Origin of the sequence: Agaricicola taiwanensis, assembly GCF_014635245.1 — a bacterium.
In the GTDB taxonomy this organism is placed as follows: Bacteria; Pseudomonadota; Alphaproteobacteria; order Rhizobiales; family Methylopilaceae; genus Agaricicola; species Agaricicola taiwanensis.
On record NZ_BMCP01000002.1, the window covers coordinates 49,405 to 64,772 of the forward strand.

A 15,368-nucleotide genomic window follows, 5' to 3' on the forward strand; every position below is an offset into this window, starting at 1 on the left:
CTAGGCACAAGGCCTAGCATGACGCATCTGGCGTCTGCCGTGCCTCACCGCTCCGTCAGCTTCAATTCGATGCGGCGGTTGCGGCGATAGGCTTCATCGTTCTCGGCGGTGTCGAGCGGCTGGAATTCGCCGAAGCCAGCCGCCACCAGATGCTGGGGCGGCACCCCTTTTGAGATCAGATATTGCACCACCGCGATGGCGCGGGCGGATGACAGCGCCCAGTTCGATGGGAACGCGCCGCGGATGGGACGGGAATCGGTGTGTCCGTCCACCCGCAGGACCCAATTGATGTCCTCGGGGATTTCCTTTTCCAGCTGCAGCAAGGCCTCTGCCAGCTTGTCGAGTTCCGTGTTGCCGGCAGGATTCAGATCCGCGGAACCGGTGTCGAACAGAACTTCGGACTGGAACACGAAGCGATCGCCGACGACGCGGATATCAGGTCGGTCGGCGAGGATCTGGCGCAGGCGGCCGAAGAAGTCGGAGCGGTAGCGGGACAGTTCCTGCACCCGCTGGGCGAGGGCAAGATTGAGCCGGGAGCCAAGATCCGCGACCTTTGCCTGGCTTTCCTTCTCGCGTGCTTCGGAGGCCTGCAGGGCCTCTTCGATGGCACCGAGCTGACGGCGAAGCGCGGCGATCTGCTGATTGAGGATGTCAATCTGCGAGCGGGCGCGGGCGGTCAGCTGTTGTTCGGCTTCAAGCTGACCCTGAAGCTCGCTGGCACGGGCGCCGGAGGTTGCCGCGCTGCCACGCTCATTCTCGAGAAGGCCGTGCAAGCGGTCGCGCTCGCTCTCGGCAGAGGAGAGGCTGGCCGCGAGCGCCGAGAGCTGATCTTCCAGCGAACGCTTGGCCGAACGTTCAAGGGACAGAATTTCCGTGAGTTCGGCGATCTGCGAGTTCAACCTTTCCAGCGCCGTGTCCCGCCCGCTGAGTTCGCGGGACAGAAAGAACTGCGCCACCACGAAGACCGTGAGCAGGAAGGTGAAGACCAGCAGCAGGGTGGAGAGGGCGTCGACGAAGCCTGGCCAGTAGTCGATGCCGCGTTCCCGCCGCCGCGCACGCGTCGCCATGGATCAGCTTTCGATCTTGTTGCTGGCGATCTTGGCCAGCAGGCGTCTGACTTCCTTCTGGTCCTCGGCCTGCGCCTCCACCCAGTCACGGATCATCTGCTGCTCGCTGCGCATGTGATGGACGAGACCTTGAATACCTTCGGCCAGCTGGGCCATGGCCTGGTTGGCCTTGGTGCCGCTGCCCTCGGAAATGGCGCGCTGCATGCGCTCGATCGCCGCCGTGAGGCTGGCTCCGGCCGAGCCCTCGCCCAGGGCCGGGTCGGAGACATTGGTTACTGTCGTCGACAGCCAGTCCTCAAGCTCGTTGTAAAAGCGGTTCTGGGCCTGGCTCGCCTGAAGGTCGAGGAAACCCAGCACCAGCGATCCGGCAAGACCGAACAGAGACGAAGAAAAGGCAATGCCCATGCCGCTGAGCGGGGCGGCGAGACCTTGTTTCAGATCCTCGAAGATCACGGCGCTGTCGCCCTCGCCGCCGAGGGAACCGATGACCTGGCTGATGGAGCCGACGGTTTCCAGAAGGCCCCAGAAGGTGCCGAGAAGGCCGAGGAAGACAAGGAGGCCGGTGAGATAGCGGTTCATGTCTCTGGATTCGTCGAGGCGTGTGCCGACCGAATCAAGAATCGAACGCAGGGTCACGGTGGAGACGCTGGCGGGGCCCATGCGGTTGTTGCCGAGGAGGGAGGCCATGGGAGCCAGCATGACCGGCGAATCGCGCAAGGCAATTCCCGGCTCGGCAACCCTGTAGCTGTTGACCCAGCGCACCTCGGGCAACAACCGGGTGACTTGCCGGAACGCCAGGGCGATGCCGACGCCAAGCACGCCGAAGATCAGTCCGTTGAGGCCGGGATTTGCCATGAAGGCATTGATGATCTGCTCGTAGAGTACGATGGCGATCAAGATGGCCAAGGCCAGGAAGAGCGCCATCCGCACGAGGAAGATGCGGGGCGACGACAGGCGATGCGGTTCAAGGTCAGTCACGGCCATGGTCGGCGGTTCATCCCGGAGATGAGCAAAGATTTTGGCAACCTTACTCATGCTGGGGGACGAACGGAACTGCCCCGAGGCGATTTCTCATGCAATCAGTCGCAGGTCGCAGCGCAAGCGGTCGGGATCAGTGCCCGACAAGGCCCCTTCGATCTCGGCGTGAGTTTCCTCCCAAACCGGCACGGCCGCCGCCAGGAGCGCGCGTCCCGCCTCGGTCAGCTTCAGCAGCCGGCTCCGTCTGTCGCGCGGAGCGGTAATCACTTCGACCAGCTCGCGCCGCTCCAGCGGCTTCAGCATGGCGGTGAGGGTGGTTCGATCCATGGCCAGAAGGTTTGCCACAGGTGCCATGGGGGGAGGCTCGGGGCGGTTCAGCGACATCAGCAATGAAAACTGGCCGTTGGTGAGATCGAATGGCTTGAGCGCCATGTCGAACCGGCGTGCCAATGCCCGTGCTGCCCGCTGCATGTGCAGGCACAGACAGTGGTCGCGCACACGGATGGTAGTCTCGAAAGAAAGCTCTGACTTTGACATCATCTAATAATGTTGATATCAACGTAAAAAATCAAGAGCCCGAGGCAGGGTGGAGGAGGAAAAATGCCGAACCATCAGGTTGTTGGTCGTGAGGAATGGCTAAAGGCCCGCCGGGTGCTGCTGGCCAGAGAAAAGGAGGCGGTGCGCCTGCGCGACGCCATCAACGCGGAACGTCTTGCGCTGCCTTGGGTAAAGGTTGAGGAGGATTATCTCTTCGACACGGCTGACGGACCGAAACGATTGAGCGAGCTCTTCGCGGGCCGCAGCCAGCTCATGGTCTACCATTTCATGCTGGCGCCCGGTTGGGATGCCGGCTGCGACGGCTGTTCGTTCCTTGCCGATCATTTCGACGGTACACTGCCTCATCTCAACGCGCATGATGTGACGCTGATCGCCATATCGCGCGCGCCGTTGTCGGAAATCGAAGCTTACCGGATGCGCATGGGATGGAAGTTCCCTTGGGCCTCCTCAATCGGCAACCGCTTCAACTATGACTATCAGGTCTCTTTCACCGAGGAGGACCTGGCCCGCGGCAAGGTTACCTACAACTATCGGGAGACCGATGCGGCGCATGTCGGTCCGGAAAATCCGGGTCTCAGCGCCTTCTACTGCGATGCCGACGGCACCGTCTTCCATACCTATTCAAGCTATGCGCGGGGTCCGGAGGAACTGATCGGCACCTTCATGATCCTCGATCGTGCGCCGCTCGGCCGCAACGAAGGCACAATCATGGATTGGGTGCGCCGTCACGATGAATATGAGGTGGCCAGGGAAACCGCCTCCTGCTGCCATTCCTGACATTCCGCCTAACGAACAGGAGAAGCACCATGCCTGCCAATTCATTCGTCTGGTATGAACTGATCACCTCCGATGCGGAGGCCGCGAAGGCCTTCTACGGCAAGGTTGTCGGATGGGATATGCGCGATGCCGGCGTTCCCGGGATGTCCTACAACATTCTTTCCGCCGGAGGTATCGAGATGGGCGGTCTCATGGGCATGCCGCCGGAGCAGTGCGAGGCCTGGGACAGGCCCGGATGGCTCGGCTACATAGAGGTCGAGGACGTCGACAAGGCCGCCGAGAAGGTGACAGCCGCGGGAGGCGCGATTCTCCGGGCACCCGACGATATTCCCAATATCGGCCGCTTCGCCGTCGCGGCGGACAATCAGGGCGCCGGCTTTATCCTTTTCTGCCCGAAGCAGGGGATCGCCAATACGTCAACGGCGCCGCAGCGGGCGCCGGGGCACGTCAGCTGGCACAGCCTGTTTGCCGGCGATGAGAAGGGCGCGTTCGACTTTTACTCCGGCCTCTTCGGCTGGACCGAGACCGATCAGATGGATTGCGGGCCGATGGGCATCTACCGCATCTTCGCCACCGGCGGTGAAGAGCCAGCAGGCGGCATGATGACGAAGCCGCCTGCGGTTCCAGCGCCGTTCTGGCTCTTCTATATCAACGTCGACGACATCGATGCTGCCAAGGCGCGTATCGAGGAGGCGGGCGGTACCGTTGTCATGGGGCCTGATCCGGTGCCCGGAGGCTGCTTCATCCTCCACGGTGTCGATCCTCAAGGTGCGGATTTCGCCGTTGTGGGCCCCCGCGGTTAAGGATGTGAAACTGAATCCGCCGGCCCGCGTAAGCTCCTGACGGAACTTTGTTCCCGAAGGAAACCTGATCGTATCAGGAGCGGTCGAACCAGTCGTGCGGCAACTGGAAAACACTCGTGAGGCCACGCCGTCCCGTGCTCGTGATTTCAAGAGCGCGGGTGTCCGGCAAGCGAACGACCCATCGCAGCTCCAGCAGGCGGTCCAATAGGGCTGCCCCCAGTCGACCGGCAAGATGAGGGCGACGCTCGCTCCAGTCGAGACACGTCCGGCAAAGGGGGCGTGCCGAGCTCTTGGATGTTGAAAGACCGACTCCGAATTCAGCGAAAAACTGAAGACCCTCATCGGTGATGGTGGCAGCCCCGTCGCTCACGACGATAAATGCCCGATCACACAGAAAATCCGTGAGCGCCAAGGCAAGCCGACCCGCGATATGGTCGTAGCACGTACGGGCCGTGCGCAAGGCTTCATCGCGCGGGCCGATCGGACGATGCCGCCTCGGTCCGGCCGCAGCCACGGCCATCAGCGACTGCATGGCGTGCGCCACCTCGGGTGAGGCAAGCCTGTAATAGCGATGCCGGCCCTGTCTCTCCATGGCAATCAGTTTGGCTTCCGCCAGCTTTGCAAGATGACCGCTCGTCGTCTGGGCTGTCACACCTGCGCAGCGTGCCAGCTCACCCGCCGTCAGGGCATGACCGCCCATAAGAGCCGACAGGATGTTCGCTCGCGCCACGTCGCCGATCAAAGAGGCAACTTCTGCGATCGTGTTCCCCGAAGCGACATTGGACATGGGCCGATCATATCCGGCGTTCGCTTGCCAGTCAGCCACCCATACTTCGGTCGACGCCGAAACATCCACCGGAGAAGTCACGGTAAAGAGACAGGCGTTATTTCTCATCAGGGGCCGCGCATGATCTCCCATAATCCCAATCTCGCGAAGGATCTGGCCCTGCTGTTGGCACTGTCGACGCTTTGGGGCGCCTCCTACAGTTTCATCAAGATCGGCATCGAGACCATCCCACCGGTGACGCTGATCGCCGCCAGAACCTTCATCGCCGGAGCAGTGCTCGTCGGCATCATGCAGTGGCGCGGCGTGGCGATTCCGAGCGATGCGGCGACATGGCGGCGGCTTCTTGTTCAGGCGTCCCTCAACTGCGTCATCCCCTTCACCCTGATCGCCTGGGCGCAGCAGACGATTGATGCAGCGCTTGCGGTGATCCTGAACGCCGCGTCGCCGATCTTCGCCTTCCTCATCACCGCGGGCGTCACTCGGCATGAAGCCGTGACGGGCCGCAAGCTGTTCGGCGTGGGGATCGGGATGGCGGGCATCTGCCTGATCGTTGGCGTCCAGGCTCTCGGCGGCGTCGGGCAGGCACTATGGGCGCAGCTTGCCGTCATCGCGGCCACGCTCTGCTATGCCGGCGCAGCGATCTTCGGCAGGAATTTCAAAGGATCGGATCCTGTCGTTCCGGCGGCGGGATCGATGATCTGCGGCGCCGCGATCCTCGTACCCTTGAGCCTCGTCACCGAGCGGCCTTGGACCCTCGCCCCATCGCTGGTGTCGGTCTTGGCCTTGCTGGCGCTCTCGATCTTCTCGACGGCGCTGGCCTTCGTGATCTATTTCCGGCTCATCCAGACGCTTGGATCGGTTGGCACGACGGCACAGGCTTATCTGCGTGTTCCGATCGGTGTGGCGATCGGCTTCGTCTTTCTCGGTGAAAGCCTGAGTCCCACTGCGTTGATAGGGATGCTGTGCGTGATCGCGGGTGTGGCTGCGATGACCATTCCGGCGCGGCAACCTGCACCCGTGCGCTGAACTTCATCTGGCCGCCCGCTAAATAGAAAATCGAGTCAGGAGAGGGGCCTGGCCCGGTTATTTCGCAGCCTGATTCACCCATGCCGCATCCGGCTGCGCATCGGTGTCGACGCGCACCACCACGGACATGCCCGGTGCGAGGCGCTCGGCATTGGGCTGGTCCGGGTCGATGCGGATGCGGAGTGGCAGGCGCTGCGCTACCTTGGTGAAGTTGCCGGTGGCGTTGTCCGGACGGATGATGCTGAACTCCGAACCCGTGGCTGGCGCGAACCGTTCGATGTGGCCCGTCAGCTCGGCATCGCGGAGCGCATCGACCGTCAAGGTGACCGGCTGGCCCGCCTTCATTCCCGGCAGCTGCGTTTCCTTGAAGTTTGCCACCACCCAGATCCGGTTCGGAACCAGCGCGACGAGCTGGGTGCCCGCGGAGACATATTGGCCGAGCCGGGCACCCACCTCACCGAGGCGGCCGTCTTCCGGCGCCACGACGCGTGTGTTCTGAAGATCGATCTCGGCCAGATGGACCGCCGCCTCCGCACCCTCGACCGCGGCCTCCAGTGACTGGCGGTTGACGATGGTGGATTGAAGGTCCTGCTGCGTTACCTCCAGCTGCGCCTTTGCCTGCGCATAGGCCGCGCGGGCCTGGTCGAGATCGGCGCGGGCGGCGTCGAGGTTGGACTGGGTCACGACGCCTCTCTCCGACAGGGGCTCCACGCGTTGCCAGTTGGCCTCGGCCGCGTCGAGTGCGGCCTTGGCGCTGTCCACTGCCGCTTGTCCCGCCCGAACGCGGGCCTCGTCCGAACGACGGGCCTGTTCCGCGTTGGCGAGCGCCGCCTTCTGGGACATGAGAGTGGCGCGGGCCTGGCTCAGCTTCTGCTGGAAGATGCGATCATCGATCCGCACCAGCAGGTCGCCGGCCTTCACCTCCTGATAGTCCTGTACGGGGACCTCGGCGATGTAGCCGGCGAGCTGCGGCGCGACCACGGTCACCTGGCCCCTCACATAGGCGTTTTCCGTCACCTGCACCGATGAGGTGAAGGGAGGCAGGCGCCAGGCATAGAGAACGATCATCAGGCCGGTGAAGCCGACGGCGAGGGCGATCAGGGTGACATGCGAGCGAAGGATCTTCGTCATTTTCAGGTTTTTCCGAATTCAGGCAGCGGCCGCTGTTCCCGGGGCGCGGCGATCGCGCAGGGCATTGATGGCGATGTGTCCGAGGAGGGTGGCAAGAGAGATTGCAGCGATGGCGCCGATCAGGAGGAAAGCGTCGTTGTAAGCAAGGACATTGGCCTCCCGCGTTGCCTGTTGGCTCAGAAGTGCCAAACCTTCGGCATTGAGAAGCGTTTTGTCCGTCAGCACCCGGCCATAGGTTTGCCCCAGCTGGGCGACGCGCTGTGCGACGTGCGGCTGGGTCAGCACCAGATGCTCCACCAGCATGTTGGAATGGAACTTCTCGCGCCAGGTGATGAAGGTGCCGAAGACCGCCGATCCCAGCAGTCCGCCGAGGCTCTGCGTCGACAGGAAGATGACGATGAAGCTCAGGATGTAGTTCGGGCCCTTCTTGAGCGCCGACATCAGCCCGGAGGCGAGCGCCGGCGGCAGGAACAGGACGCCGCCGAAGGCGATGAGCGCCTGGCTCAGATACATGTCCTGCGGCCGCGTCAGGCTGGTGGCATGGCTGTCCATGAATGCACCAGTGGCGATCATGAGCAGCGCAACCACGTGGATGTAGGGCTCGCGGCCCGGTCGCAGGACGGCGGCGCAGGTCAGCCCACCTGCAATCGTGGCGGCCATGATCACGAGATAGAGGCTGTGCATCTGCTCGTTGAGCAGGCCAAGCTGCTGGAACAGGCCGGCGGCGCCCGTCGTCTGCTCGGAGAGGACGACACGGAAGATCAGCAGCGCCGCCGCGAAGTGCAGCATGGCCGGGCTCGTCAGCCAGCGGATGTCGATGAGCGGCTGCTCCCGGTTGAGTTCGATCACAACCGCCGCCGTCACGCAGGAAATCGCGACGGCGAGCAGGACGCCAAGCCAGGGTGCCTCGAACCACCAGTAGAGCCGCCCGAGCACAAGAGTGACGGCGGTGCAGCCAAAGCCGATGGCGATGAGGAGATAGCTGGTGACATCCAGCGTACTGATCACTTTGGCGCGGGGCTGCGGCGTCAGCGGCAACATATAGACGGCGCCGAAGGCCATAAGTGCGGTGCCCAGTTCCAGGACCATGAGGCCATGCCAGTGGCCGATGTCGAGCAGCGCCGGTGATATCAACCGGGCCAGGATTGGACCCAGCGCCGTGTTGGTGAGGACCAGCGACAGCCCGATGGTGAACTTCTTCTGCGACGGGAACGGCTCCAGCATGTAGAGGAAGGCAAGCGTCGACATGGGCGCGGCGGCGATGCCGCTGACGAAGCGGACCACGAGTGCCGACTGAAGGTCGTTGATGAAGAGATTGAGGATGGCGACGATAACGAAGCCGAGGATCGACAGCTCGGCGAAGTTCCTCAGCCCATACTGGGCCCGAATCTTGATGAGCGCGATCGCCATGGAAACATTGGGCGCCATATAGGCCGCGACGAGCCAGGTGGTCTCGGTGGTGGTGGCGCCGATGGCCCCTGAAATCTGCGGGATGTTGACCGTGACAAGGTTCATGGCCATGCCCTGTGTCAGGCCAAGCAGCGTGGAAGCGCCCATATAGGCCGCGACCATCAGAGGGTGCCTTGGAACGAACGGCGGGGGTGCCGCAGATGCCGGGGGCTGTTGCTCTGCCGCGGAAGCGGCTGTCGTGCCGGTTGGCATGGACATGGCCTTCGTCTCAGCTGACATCGCCAATCTTGCCCGACACGGCGCGCAGTACACGAATGGCGGCGAGAAGGTCTTCCTCGTCGATCTCCTCGAGGATCTCGTTCCGCAGTTGATTGGAGAAGCTGAGGACACCGTCCGCCTGGGTACTGGCGGCCTCGGTGAGGACAACGCGCTTGGATCTCCGGTCGTTCTCCATGACCTGGCGTTCGAGAAGACCGATCTTCTCCAGGCCATCGATCAGGCGCACCATGGTGGGTTGCTCGACGTCCATCGCGTCGGCAAGCTGGGTCTGCGTCGCTTCGCCGTTCTTGGCCAGATGCAAGATAAGCCGGGCGCGGGAATGGGTCAGGCCGAAACTTTTGGCGCGGGCGTTGAAGAGCGTGCGGATCTGACGATTGACCTTCACCAGTTCATCGATGAAGGCCATGCGGGTGCTTGATGTGCTCATGATGTGAGTGTCTTTTAGTTAGCATGCTAATTGTTGCCAAGCTACATAAGTTCAGAGGGGGCTGGATGCAAGGCGAAAGCGCTATATTTTGCACCTGCACACAGGCGCTTGCCTTGCCGTTGCCGAAGTTCAGCGGTAAAGGCGCGCCGCAACCCAACGAAGATGGAGAGAGACATGGATATCGCGGGCTTGGCGAAAGTCGCCGGGGCAATGGTGGCGGACGGCAAGGGCATCCTGGCAGCCGATGAAAGCTCCGGCACCATCAAGAAGCGCTTTGATGCGATCGGTGTGACCTCCACGGAGGAGAACCGCCGCGATTACCGTGAAATGCTGTTCCGCTCGCAGGAGGCGATGTCGAAGCATATCTCCGGCGTCATCCTCTACGACGAGACCATCCGTCAGAAGGCCAAGGACGGCACGCCGCTGGTGAAGCTCATCGAGCAGGCCGGCTCCATCCCGGGCATCAAGGTCGATGCCGGCGCAAAGCCCATGGCAGGCTTCCCCGGTGAGACCATCACCGAGGGTCTCGATGGCCTTCGTGAGCGCCTGCAGGAATATTACCAGCTTGGCGCCCGCTTCGCGAAGTGGCGCGCGGTGATCGATATCGCCGACGGCATCCCCACCTGGGGCGCTGTGAAGGCCAACGTCCATGCGCTGGCCCGTTACGCGGCGCTCTGCCAGGAAAGCCAGATCGTTCCCATCGTCGAGCCCGAAGTGCTGATGGATGGCGCCCACGACATCGACCGTTGCTACCAGGTCACCGAGTGGGTGCTGAAGACGCTCTATACCGAGCTGTTCGACGCCCGCGTCGTGCTGGAAGGCTCTATCCTGAAGCCGAACATGGTGATCTCGGGCAAGAAGGGCACCAACCGCGCCGGCGTCGAGGAAGTGGCCGAGAAGACCGTGAAGGTGCTGAAGGCCTGCGTGCCATCAGCCGTGCCCGGCATCGCCTTCCTCTCCGGCGGCCAGTCGGACGAAGAGGCCACCGCGCATCTCGACGCCATGAACCGCATCGGCAATCTTCCCTGGAAGCTCACCTTCTCCTACGGCCGCGCCCTGCAGGCCGCGCCGCAGAAGGCCTGGAGCGGCAAGGCGGAGAATGTCGCCGCCGGACAGCGCGCCTTCTCGCATCGCGCTCGCATGAACAGCCTGGCGGCGCTCGGCCAGTGGACGGCCGACGGCGAGAAGCAGGCGGCTGCCTGAGCCTCCATCTTTCGTGATAGCGACGGGGCCGCCATCCGCGGCCCCGTTTCATTTTGTGGCCGCGCTTTCGCCACGCTTGCCCGATCTTTTGCCGCTCCCGTTCGTCCGCAGCCTTGAGGCAAAGCGACGGGAGCCTTAAGGCTGGCAGGATGCTGCATTAGAGATCGATCTTATGGATGACATCGTCGATACCCGCCTGATCCTCATCACGCCGCTCGTGTCGGACGCCGCGGCCTTTGAGCCGCGGCTTGCTGAGGCATGTGCCGCCGGCGATGTGGCCGCTGTGGTCCTGCGGCTGGCGGAGGCTGATGAACGAACCCTCCTGGAGCGGGCCAAGCCCTTGGTGGCCGTGGCGCAGCAGGCGGGCGCGGCCGTGCTCCTGGAGGGGCATGCCGACCTGGTTGGAAAGTCCGGCGCCGACGGCGTCCACACCCACGGCCTCGAGGGTGCGCGGGAGGCGGTGGAGCGTTTCCGCCCCCAGAAGATCGTTGGCGCCGGCCGGCTTCGGAGCCGCGATGAGGCCATGAGCGCCGGCGAGGGGGATGTAGACTATGTGATGTTTGGAGACGCCGGCGCCGACGGCGGCCGCCCGCCCTTCGATGCGGTGGTGGAGCGCGTGGAATGGTGGGCAGAAGTGTTCCAGACGCCTTGCGTCGGTGTCGCGCCCCATGCGGAAGGCGTCGAGGCACTGGCGGCCGCGCGCGGCGAGTTCGTGGCACTCGATGCCTGGCTGTGGGATGAACCTGATATCGCCGCCGTGGTGCGTGGGGCTCTTGCCGCCGTGGAAAAAGGCAAGAAGCTGGGAGCGGTGTCGGCATGACGGCAGAACGCCTTGGGCTGATCCTTCTGTTGGCGATGGGCGGCCCGGCCCTCGCGGCGCCTGCGCTGCCTCAGGTGGATCTGCCCATGGCGCTGGAACGCCGGATGCCTCCTCCGGTGGAGGAGCCTTCGGGAGATGCGGCCTTTGCCGCCTATCAGATCGGCCATTATTACGCCGCGCTTGATCTGGCGCTGCGGCGCGTGGAGAAGGATGGCAACGACGCGGCGGCGCTTACCCTTCTGGGCGAGCTTTACCGGCAGGGGCTCGGCGTTCCGGTTGACCTGGAGCAGGCGGTGGATTGGTACAGCGCCGCGGCACAGCGCGGCGATGTTTCCGCCGCGATCGCGCTTGCGCTGATGAAGATCGAAGGCGCCGGCACCGCCCGCGACATGGCGGGGGCGGCCAGGCTGTTTGAGCAGGCCGCCGCAAAGGGCAATGCGCAGGCCCATTACAACCTCGGTCTGCTCAGGCTTCAGGGGCAGGGTCTTGAGCTGGATACCGGCAAGGCCGCGGAACACTTCCGCATCGCGGCGGAAGCGGGCGACAGCGATGCCCAATATGCCTATGCGACCATGCTGAAGGACGGCCGTCTCGGCCCGCCCAACGCCGAAGCGGCGGCGGAATGGCTTGGCAAGGCGGCGGCGCAGGGCAACATCATCGCCCAGATCGAATATGCCATCGCGCTCTTCAATGGCGACGGCCTTGCGAAGGACGAAGAGGCGGCAGCCCGCAATTTCGCCTTGGCCGCCGGCAAGGGAAATCCGATCGCTGAGAACCGGCTGGCGCGGCTCTATGCCAATGGCCGCGGCGTGCCGCTTGATCCGGTGAAAGCCATGGCTTGGCACCTTCTGGCGCAAGCCGGCGGTCGGGATGATCCCTGGCTCGACGTTTTCGTCCAGCGCCTGCCCGAGGAAACCCGCCGACAAGGCTATGCTCAGGCGCAGCAATGGCGGGGGATCGAATTGCTGGCTCTTGACGGCTCGCGGCCAACGGGGCAAACGACCGACCAGCCCAATTCCATCGCACCAGAAGTGACCCCATGAAGATCAACGGCAACCAGATCACCCCCGGTAACGTCATCACCCACCAGGGCGGCCTCTGGGTCGCGGTCAAGACCATGGCGGTGAAGCCCGGCAAGGGCGGCGCCTTCAATCAGGTGGAACTGAAGAACCTCATCGACGGCCGCAAACTGAACGAGCGCTTCCGCGCCGATGAGACCGTGGAAAAGGTGCGGCTGGAACAGAAGGACTATCAGTTCCTCTATGCCGAGGGCGACAACCTCGTCTTCATGGATACCGAGAGCTACGAGCAGATCACCATCTCGCAGGACTTCCTGGGCGATCGCGTTGCCTTCCTGCAGGACGGCATGATGGTGACCGTGGAAAGCCACGAAGAGACGCCAATCGGCGTGAAGCTTCCGGACTACGTGACGCTCGAGATCACTGAAGCTGATCCCGTGGTGAAGGGGCAGACGGCGGCCTCCTCGTACAAGCCGGCTAAGCTCGAGAACGGTCTGCGCGTCCTGGTGCCGCCCTTCATCGCAACCGGCGAGCGCATCGTCGTCGACACCAACGAAGTAACCTACGTCCGCCGCGCCGACTGATCGGCGCCGAAGCCTTGCGCGTGTGCCTTTCCCGGCCGCGCTTTGCGGCTTGAGTGTAAGGAAAATCCATGCCCCGTTCCGCTCTGATGACCGTGATGGCCCGCGCCGTGCTCGCCGCGGGCAAGGGCATGCGCCGCGACTTCAACGAGGTCGAACAGCTGCAGGTCTCGATCAAGGGGCCGGCTGATTTCGTTTCCGCAGCCGACCGCCGTGCGGAGGAGACCATCCGCCGTGAGCTTGAAAAGGCGCGGCCCGGATATGGCTTCCTGATGGAAGAGGCCGGTGAGATCCCAGGCACGGACGCAGAGCACCGCTGGATCGTGGATCCGCTCGATGGAACCACCAATTTCCTGCACGGCATGCCGCATTTCGCCATCTCGGTGGCATTGGAGCGGGCCGGCAACATCGTCGCCGGGATCATCTATAATCCCGCTACCGACGAGCTCTACACAGCCGAGCGCGGGCAGGGTGCCTATTTCAATGACCGCCGCATCCGGGTGGCGGCACGTCAGAAGCTGCGTGAGTCGGTGATCGCCTGCGGCATCCCCTTCATGGGGCATGGCGAGCATGACACGTTCCGGGCGGAGCTTGCCAAGGTGCAGGCGCAGGTGGCGGGCGTGCGTCGCTTCGGATCCGCGGCGCTCGATCTCGCCTGGGTCGCCTCCGGCCGCTTCGATGGCTATTGGGAACGGCATCTGCAAGCCTGGGACATTGCGGCCGGACTGCTTCTGGTGAAAGAAGCCGGCGGCTATGTCAGCGACGCCTGGGGCGGACAGAAAATGCTGGAGACCGGCACGGTCGTGGCGGGCAACGAGACGATCCAGCGTGACCTGCTGCGTCTGGTGGGCAAGGTCTGATCGGGCGACGTGTGGCTGCCGCAGCAACGAGCGGCTTAATTTCTGAAAGGGAAGGAATTCGTGGATACCCGGGCCAAGCCCGGGCATGACGACGATTGCGCTTCCCATACCCAACCAAACATTGCCGAAATCCACCGACGCTTGCCGCAACCGTCATGCCCGCCCTTGGGGCGGTATCCACGAGTTCCTTCTTGGCCTGCCTTGCGGCCATAGGACTTACCGCATCGCCGCCAGAGCCCGCACTGTGCGGTGGTGGGCGTGGGTGATGGCAACGGCCAGCGCATCCGCGGCATCTGCGCTCGTGGTGCTGGCGGCGGGCAGCAGCACGCGGATCATGGCCTGGATCTGGCCCTTGTCGGCATGGCCGCTGCCGACCACCGACTTCTTGACCAGATTGGCCGCATATTCCCCCACCGGCAGTCCGGCGCGCGCAGGCGCGAGAAGCCCTATGCCGCGTGCCTGGCCGAGTTTCAGCGTCGAGGCAGGATTGGTGTTGACGAAGGTCTCCTCCACCGCTGCCTCGTCAGGACGATGGGCCACGATCACACTGGCGATGCCGTCGTAGAGCGCGGACAGGCGTTCGGCCAGGCTCAGCTTGTCATTGGACAGGATGACGCCGCAGGCCACATAGGACAGCCGCGAACCCGCGCTGTCGATCACGCCCCAGCCGGTGCGCCTGAGGCCGGGATCGATACCGAGGATGCGGATCGTATGCTGCTGCATTGCTGACATCCAACAATAAGTCAGAAACCGTGACCGTTTACGCGATGGTCAAACTTCCGTGCCACATTCCGGCCATGATTAATCGCCGCAAACATCCCCGCAGGGACATCAGACTTGATGCCATAGTAACCTGTCGCCTTACGGGCGATAGCTTTCCTTGCGCCATCCTGGACATTTCCCACTCTGGCGCGCGCTTCGCATTCGCCGATGCCGACAGGGTGCCGACGCATTTCACGGTGATGATGCCGGGCGGCGTGATGCGATGCTGCTCGGTGGTGCGCCGGCGCGGTCCCTATGCCAGCGCGCGCTTCGTAGCGGCTGATGTGATATCCAATCTTGCTGCCCTCGGCGGGCCGGTCGAGGAAGACCGAGCCCCGCTCTAGGCTTTCAGCGGGTGGTCTGGTCAGTTTCCCTTCGGAGGTCGGGTGGCGCTTCCACGCCGGCGATCCGATCGAGATTTGCGATCAGGCGCGTCAACAGGGCAACGAGTTGCCCGACCTCCTCGTCGGTGAAGTCGCACAGTACCTCATGATTGCCCTGGAGCAGGGTAGCAACCGCGTCCGGCAGGCGCGCTTCGGCGGATCCTGTCAATGTGATGCGGCTGCTGCGCCGATCGTTCGGATCGGGTGTGCGTTCAATCAGCCCGTCCCGCTCCATACGGGCGAGCATCTGCGCCATCGGCGGCTGTTCGGTCCTGGCGAAGCGGGCGAGATCACGTTGCGTGCTTGCCCTGCCATCCCTTAGCGCGACCAGCACTGGCAAATGTCCAACGCCGAAGCCAAGGGGCTTGAGCCGCGCTTCGCTGAGGCGGGCGAACCCGCGCGCCGCGAGACTGATCAGGTGCCCGGGCGTCGAGAGCACATCAGGATTCATCGCACCTCACCGAGGCCCACGTATATACGTGCATATGTATTTGGCG

At 63.7% G+C, this 15,368-nt stretch carries 18 protein-coding genes; 9 read left to right on the forward strand and 9 right to left on the reverse strand.

The window, feature by feature from the left end; translation table 11 throughout:
* Window positions 1–44: 44 nt before the first annotated feature.
* The 3 genes from IEV58_RS07645 to IEV58_RS07655 all read right to left on the reverse strand — a co-directional run bounded on the left by IEV58_RS07645 (window position 45) and on the right by IEV58_RS07655 (window position 2,582).
* The gene (locus IEV58_RS07645; protein WP_188409167.1) at window positions 45–1,067 is read right to left on the reverse strand and encodes a peptidoglycan -binding protein; all 1,023 of its coding nucleotides are present in this window, start codon (window positions 1,065–1,067) and stop codon (window positions 45–47) included.
* A gap of 3 nt (window positions 1,068–1,070) precedes the next feature.
* Window positions 1,071–2,051, reverse strand: coding sequence for a flagellar motor protein MotA (locus IEV58_RS07650; protein ID WP_188409168.1), 981 nt, complete (start codon window positions 2,049–2,051; stop codon window positions 1,071–1,073).
* An 87-nt stretch (window positions 2,052–2,138) separates the two neighbouring features.
* Window positions 2,139–2,582 (reverse strand): MarR family winged helix-turn-helix transcriptional regulator, encoded by a 444-nt coding sequence (locus IEV58_RS07655; RefSeq protein ID WP_229729415.1) that lies wholly within the window; start codon window positions 2,580–2,582, stop codon window positions 2,139–2,141.
* A gap of 63 nt (window positions 2,583–2,645) precedes the next feature.
* Between IEV58_RS07655 and IEV58_RS07660 the strand changes: the two genes are divergently transcribed.
* A complete protein-coding gene (locus IEV58_RS07660; protein WP_188409170.1) occupies window positions 2,646–3,380 on the forward strand; it encodes a DUF899 domain-containing protein in 735 nt (244 codons plus the stop codon).
* A 29-nt stretch (window positions 3,381–3,409) separates the two neighbouring features.
* Window positions 3,410–4,183 (forward strand): VOC family protein, encoded by a 774-nt coding sequence (locus IEV58_RS07665; RefSeq protein WP_188409171.1) that lies wholly within the window; start codon window positions 3,410–3,412, stop codon window positions 4,181–4,183.
* A gap of 73 nt (window positions 4,184–4,256) precedes the next feature.
* Here IEV58_RS07665 and IEV58_RS07670 read toward each other — a convergent pair whose 3' ends face one another.
* Complete coding sequence (locus tag IEV58_RS07670; RefSeq protein WP_188409172.1) at window positions 4,257–4,970, reverse strand: ArsR/SmtB family transcription factor; 714 nt, start codon at window positions 4,968–4,970, stop codon at window positions 4,257–4,259.
* A 120-nt stretch (window positions 4,971–5,090) separates the two neighbouring features.
* Between IEV58_RS07670 and IEV58_RS07675 the strand changes: the two genes are divergently transcribed.
* Window positions 5,091–5,996 carry a DMT family transporter gene (locus IEV58_RS07675; protein WP_188409173.1) on the forward strand — a complete coding sequence of 302 codons (906 nt, stop codon included), beginning with the start codon at window positions 5,091–5,093 and terminating at the stop codon, window positions 5,994–5,996.
* Between the two features lie 57 nt (window positions 5,997–6,053).
* On the opposite strand, the gene IEV58_RS07680 is transcribed toward IEV58_RS07675, so the two are convergent.
* Genes IEV58_RS07680 through IEV58_RS07690 form a run of 3 tightly spaced genes read right to left on the reverse strand, consistent with a single transcriptional unit; the run spans window position 6,054 to window position 9,243 of the window.
* The gene (locus IEV58_RS07680; RefSeq protein WP_188409174.1) at window positions 6,054–7,127 is read right to left on the reverse strand and encodes an HlyD family secretion protein; all 1,074 of its coding nucleotides are present in this window, start codon (window positions 7,125–7,127) and stop codon (window positions 6,054–6,056) included.
* Window positions 7,128–7,145: 18 nt separating this feature from the next.
* Window positions 7,146–8,795, reverse strand: coding sequence for an MFS transporter (locus IEV58_RS07685; RefSeq protein WP_229729268.1), 1,650 nt, complete (start codon window positions 8,793–8,795; stop codon window positions 7,146–7,148).
* A 10-nt stretch (window positions 8,796–8,805) separates the two neighbouring features.
* Window positions 8,806–9,243 (reverse strand): MarR family winged helix-turn-helix transcriptional regulator, encoded by a 438-nt coding sequence (locus tag IEV58_RS07690; protein ID WP_188409175.1) that lies wholly within the window; start codon window positions 9,241–9,243, stop codon window positions 8,806–8,808.
* A 174-nt stretch (window positions 9,244–9,417) separates the two neighbouring features.
* On the opposite strand from IEV58_RS07690, the gene IEV58_RS07695 reads away from it, so the two are divergent.
* From IEV58_RS07695 to IEV58_RS07715, 5 genes are all read left to right on the forward strand, one after another.
* Window positions 9,418–10,446, forward strand: a complete 1,029-nt coding sequence (locus IEV58_RS07695) for a class I fructose-bisphosphate aldolase (protein WP_188409176.1) — start codon at window positions 9,418–9,420, stop codon at window positions 10,444–10,446.
* Between the two features lie 172 nt (window positions 10,447–10,618).
* Window positions 10,619–11,266 carry a thiamine phosphate synthase gene (locus tag IEV58_RS07700; protein ID WP_229729269.1) on the forward strand — a complete coding sequence of 216 codons (648 nt, stop codon included), beginning with the start codon at window positions 10,619–10,621 and terminating at the stop codon, window positions 11,264–11,266.
* Window positions 11,263–12,309 (forward strand): SEL1-like repeat protein, encoded by a 1,047-nt coding sequence (locus tag IEV58_RS07705; RefSeq protein WP_188409177.1) that lies wholly within the window; start codon window positions 11,263–11,265, stop codon window positions 12,307–12,309. The genes IEV58_RS07700 and IEV58_RS07705 overlap by 4 nt, the downstream gene beginning before the upstream one ends.
* On the forward strand, window positions 12,306–12,869 hold the full coding sequence (gene efp, locus IEV58_RS07710; RefSeq protein ID WP_188409178.1) for an elongation factor P: 564 nt from the start codon (window positions 12,306–12,308) through the stop codon (window positions 12,867–12,869). Before IEV58_RS07705 ends, efp begins: the two co-directional genes overlap by 4 nt.
* Window positions 12,870–12,937: 68 nt before the next feature.
* Window positions 12,938–13,726 carry an inositol monophosphatase family protein gene (locus IEV58_RS07715; RefSeq protein ID WP_188409179.1) on the forward strand — a complete coding sequence of 263 codons (789 nt, stop codon included), beginning with the start codon at window positions 12,938–12,940 and terminating at the stop codon, window positions 13,724–13,726.
* 216 nt (window positions 13,727–13,942) lie between these two features.
* On the opposite strand, the gene ruvC is transcribed toward IEV58_RS07715, so the two are convergent.
* Entirely contained in the window at window positions 13,943–14,449 is a 507-nt protein-coding gene (ruvC, locus tag IEV58_RS07720; protein ID WP_229729270.1) for a crossover junction endodeoxyribonuclease RuvC, read from the reverse strand.
* A gap of 29 nt (window positions 14,450–14,478) precedes the next feature.
* Here ruvC and IEV58_RS07725 point away from each other — a divergent pair, with 29 nt between their 5' ends.
* Window positions 14,479–14,832: a PilZ domain-containing protein gene (locus IEV58_RS07725; RefSeq protein WP_229729271.1), complete on the forward strand. Its 354-nt coding sequence runs from the start codon at window positions 14,479–14,481 to the stop codon at window positions 14,830–14,832.
* A gap of 4 nt (window positions 14,833–14,836) precedes the next feature.
* Here the strand turns inward: IEV58_RS07725 and IEV58_RS07730 are convergent, their stop codons facing one another.
* A complete protein-coding gene (locus IEV58_RS07730; RefSeq protein ID WP_188409182.1) occupies window positions 14,837–15,322 on the reverse strand; it encodes a MarR family winged helix-turn-helix transcriptional regulator in 486 nt (161 codons plus the stop codon).
* Window positions 15,323–15,368: the final 46 nt, after the last annotated feature.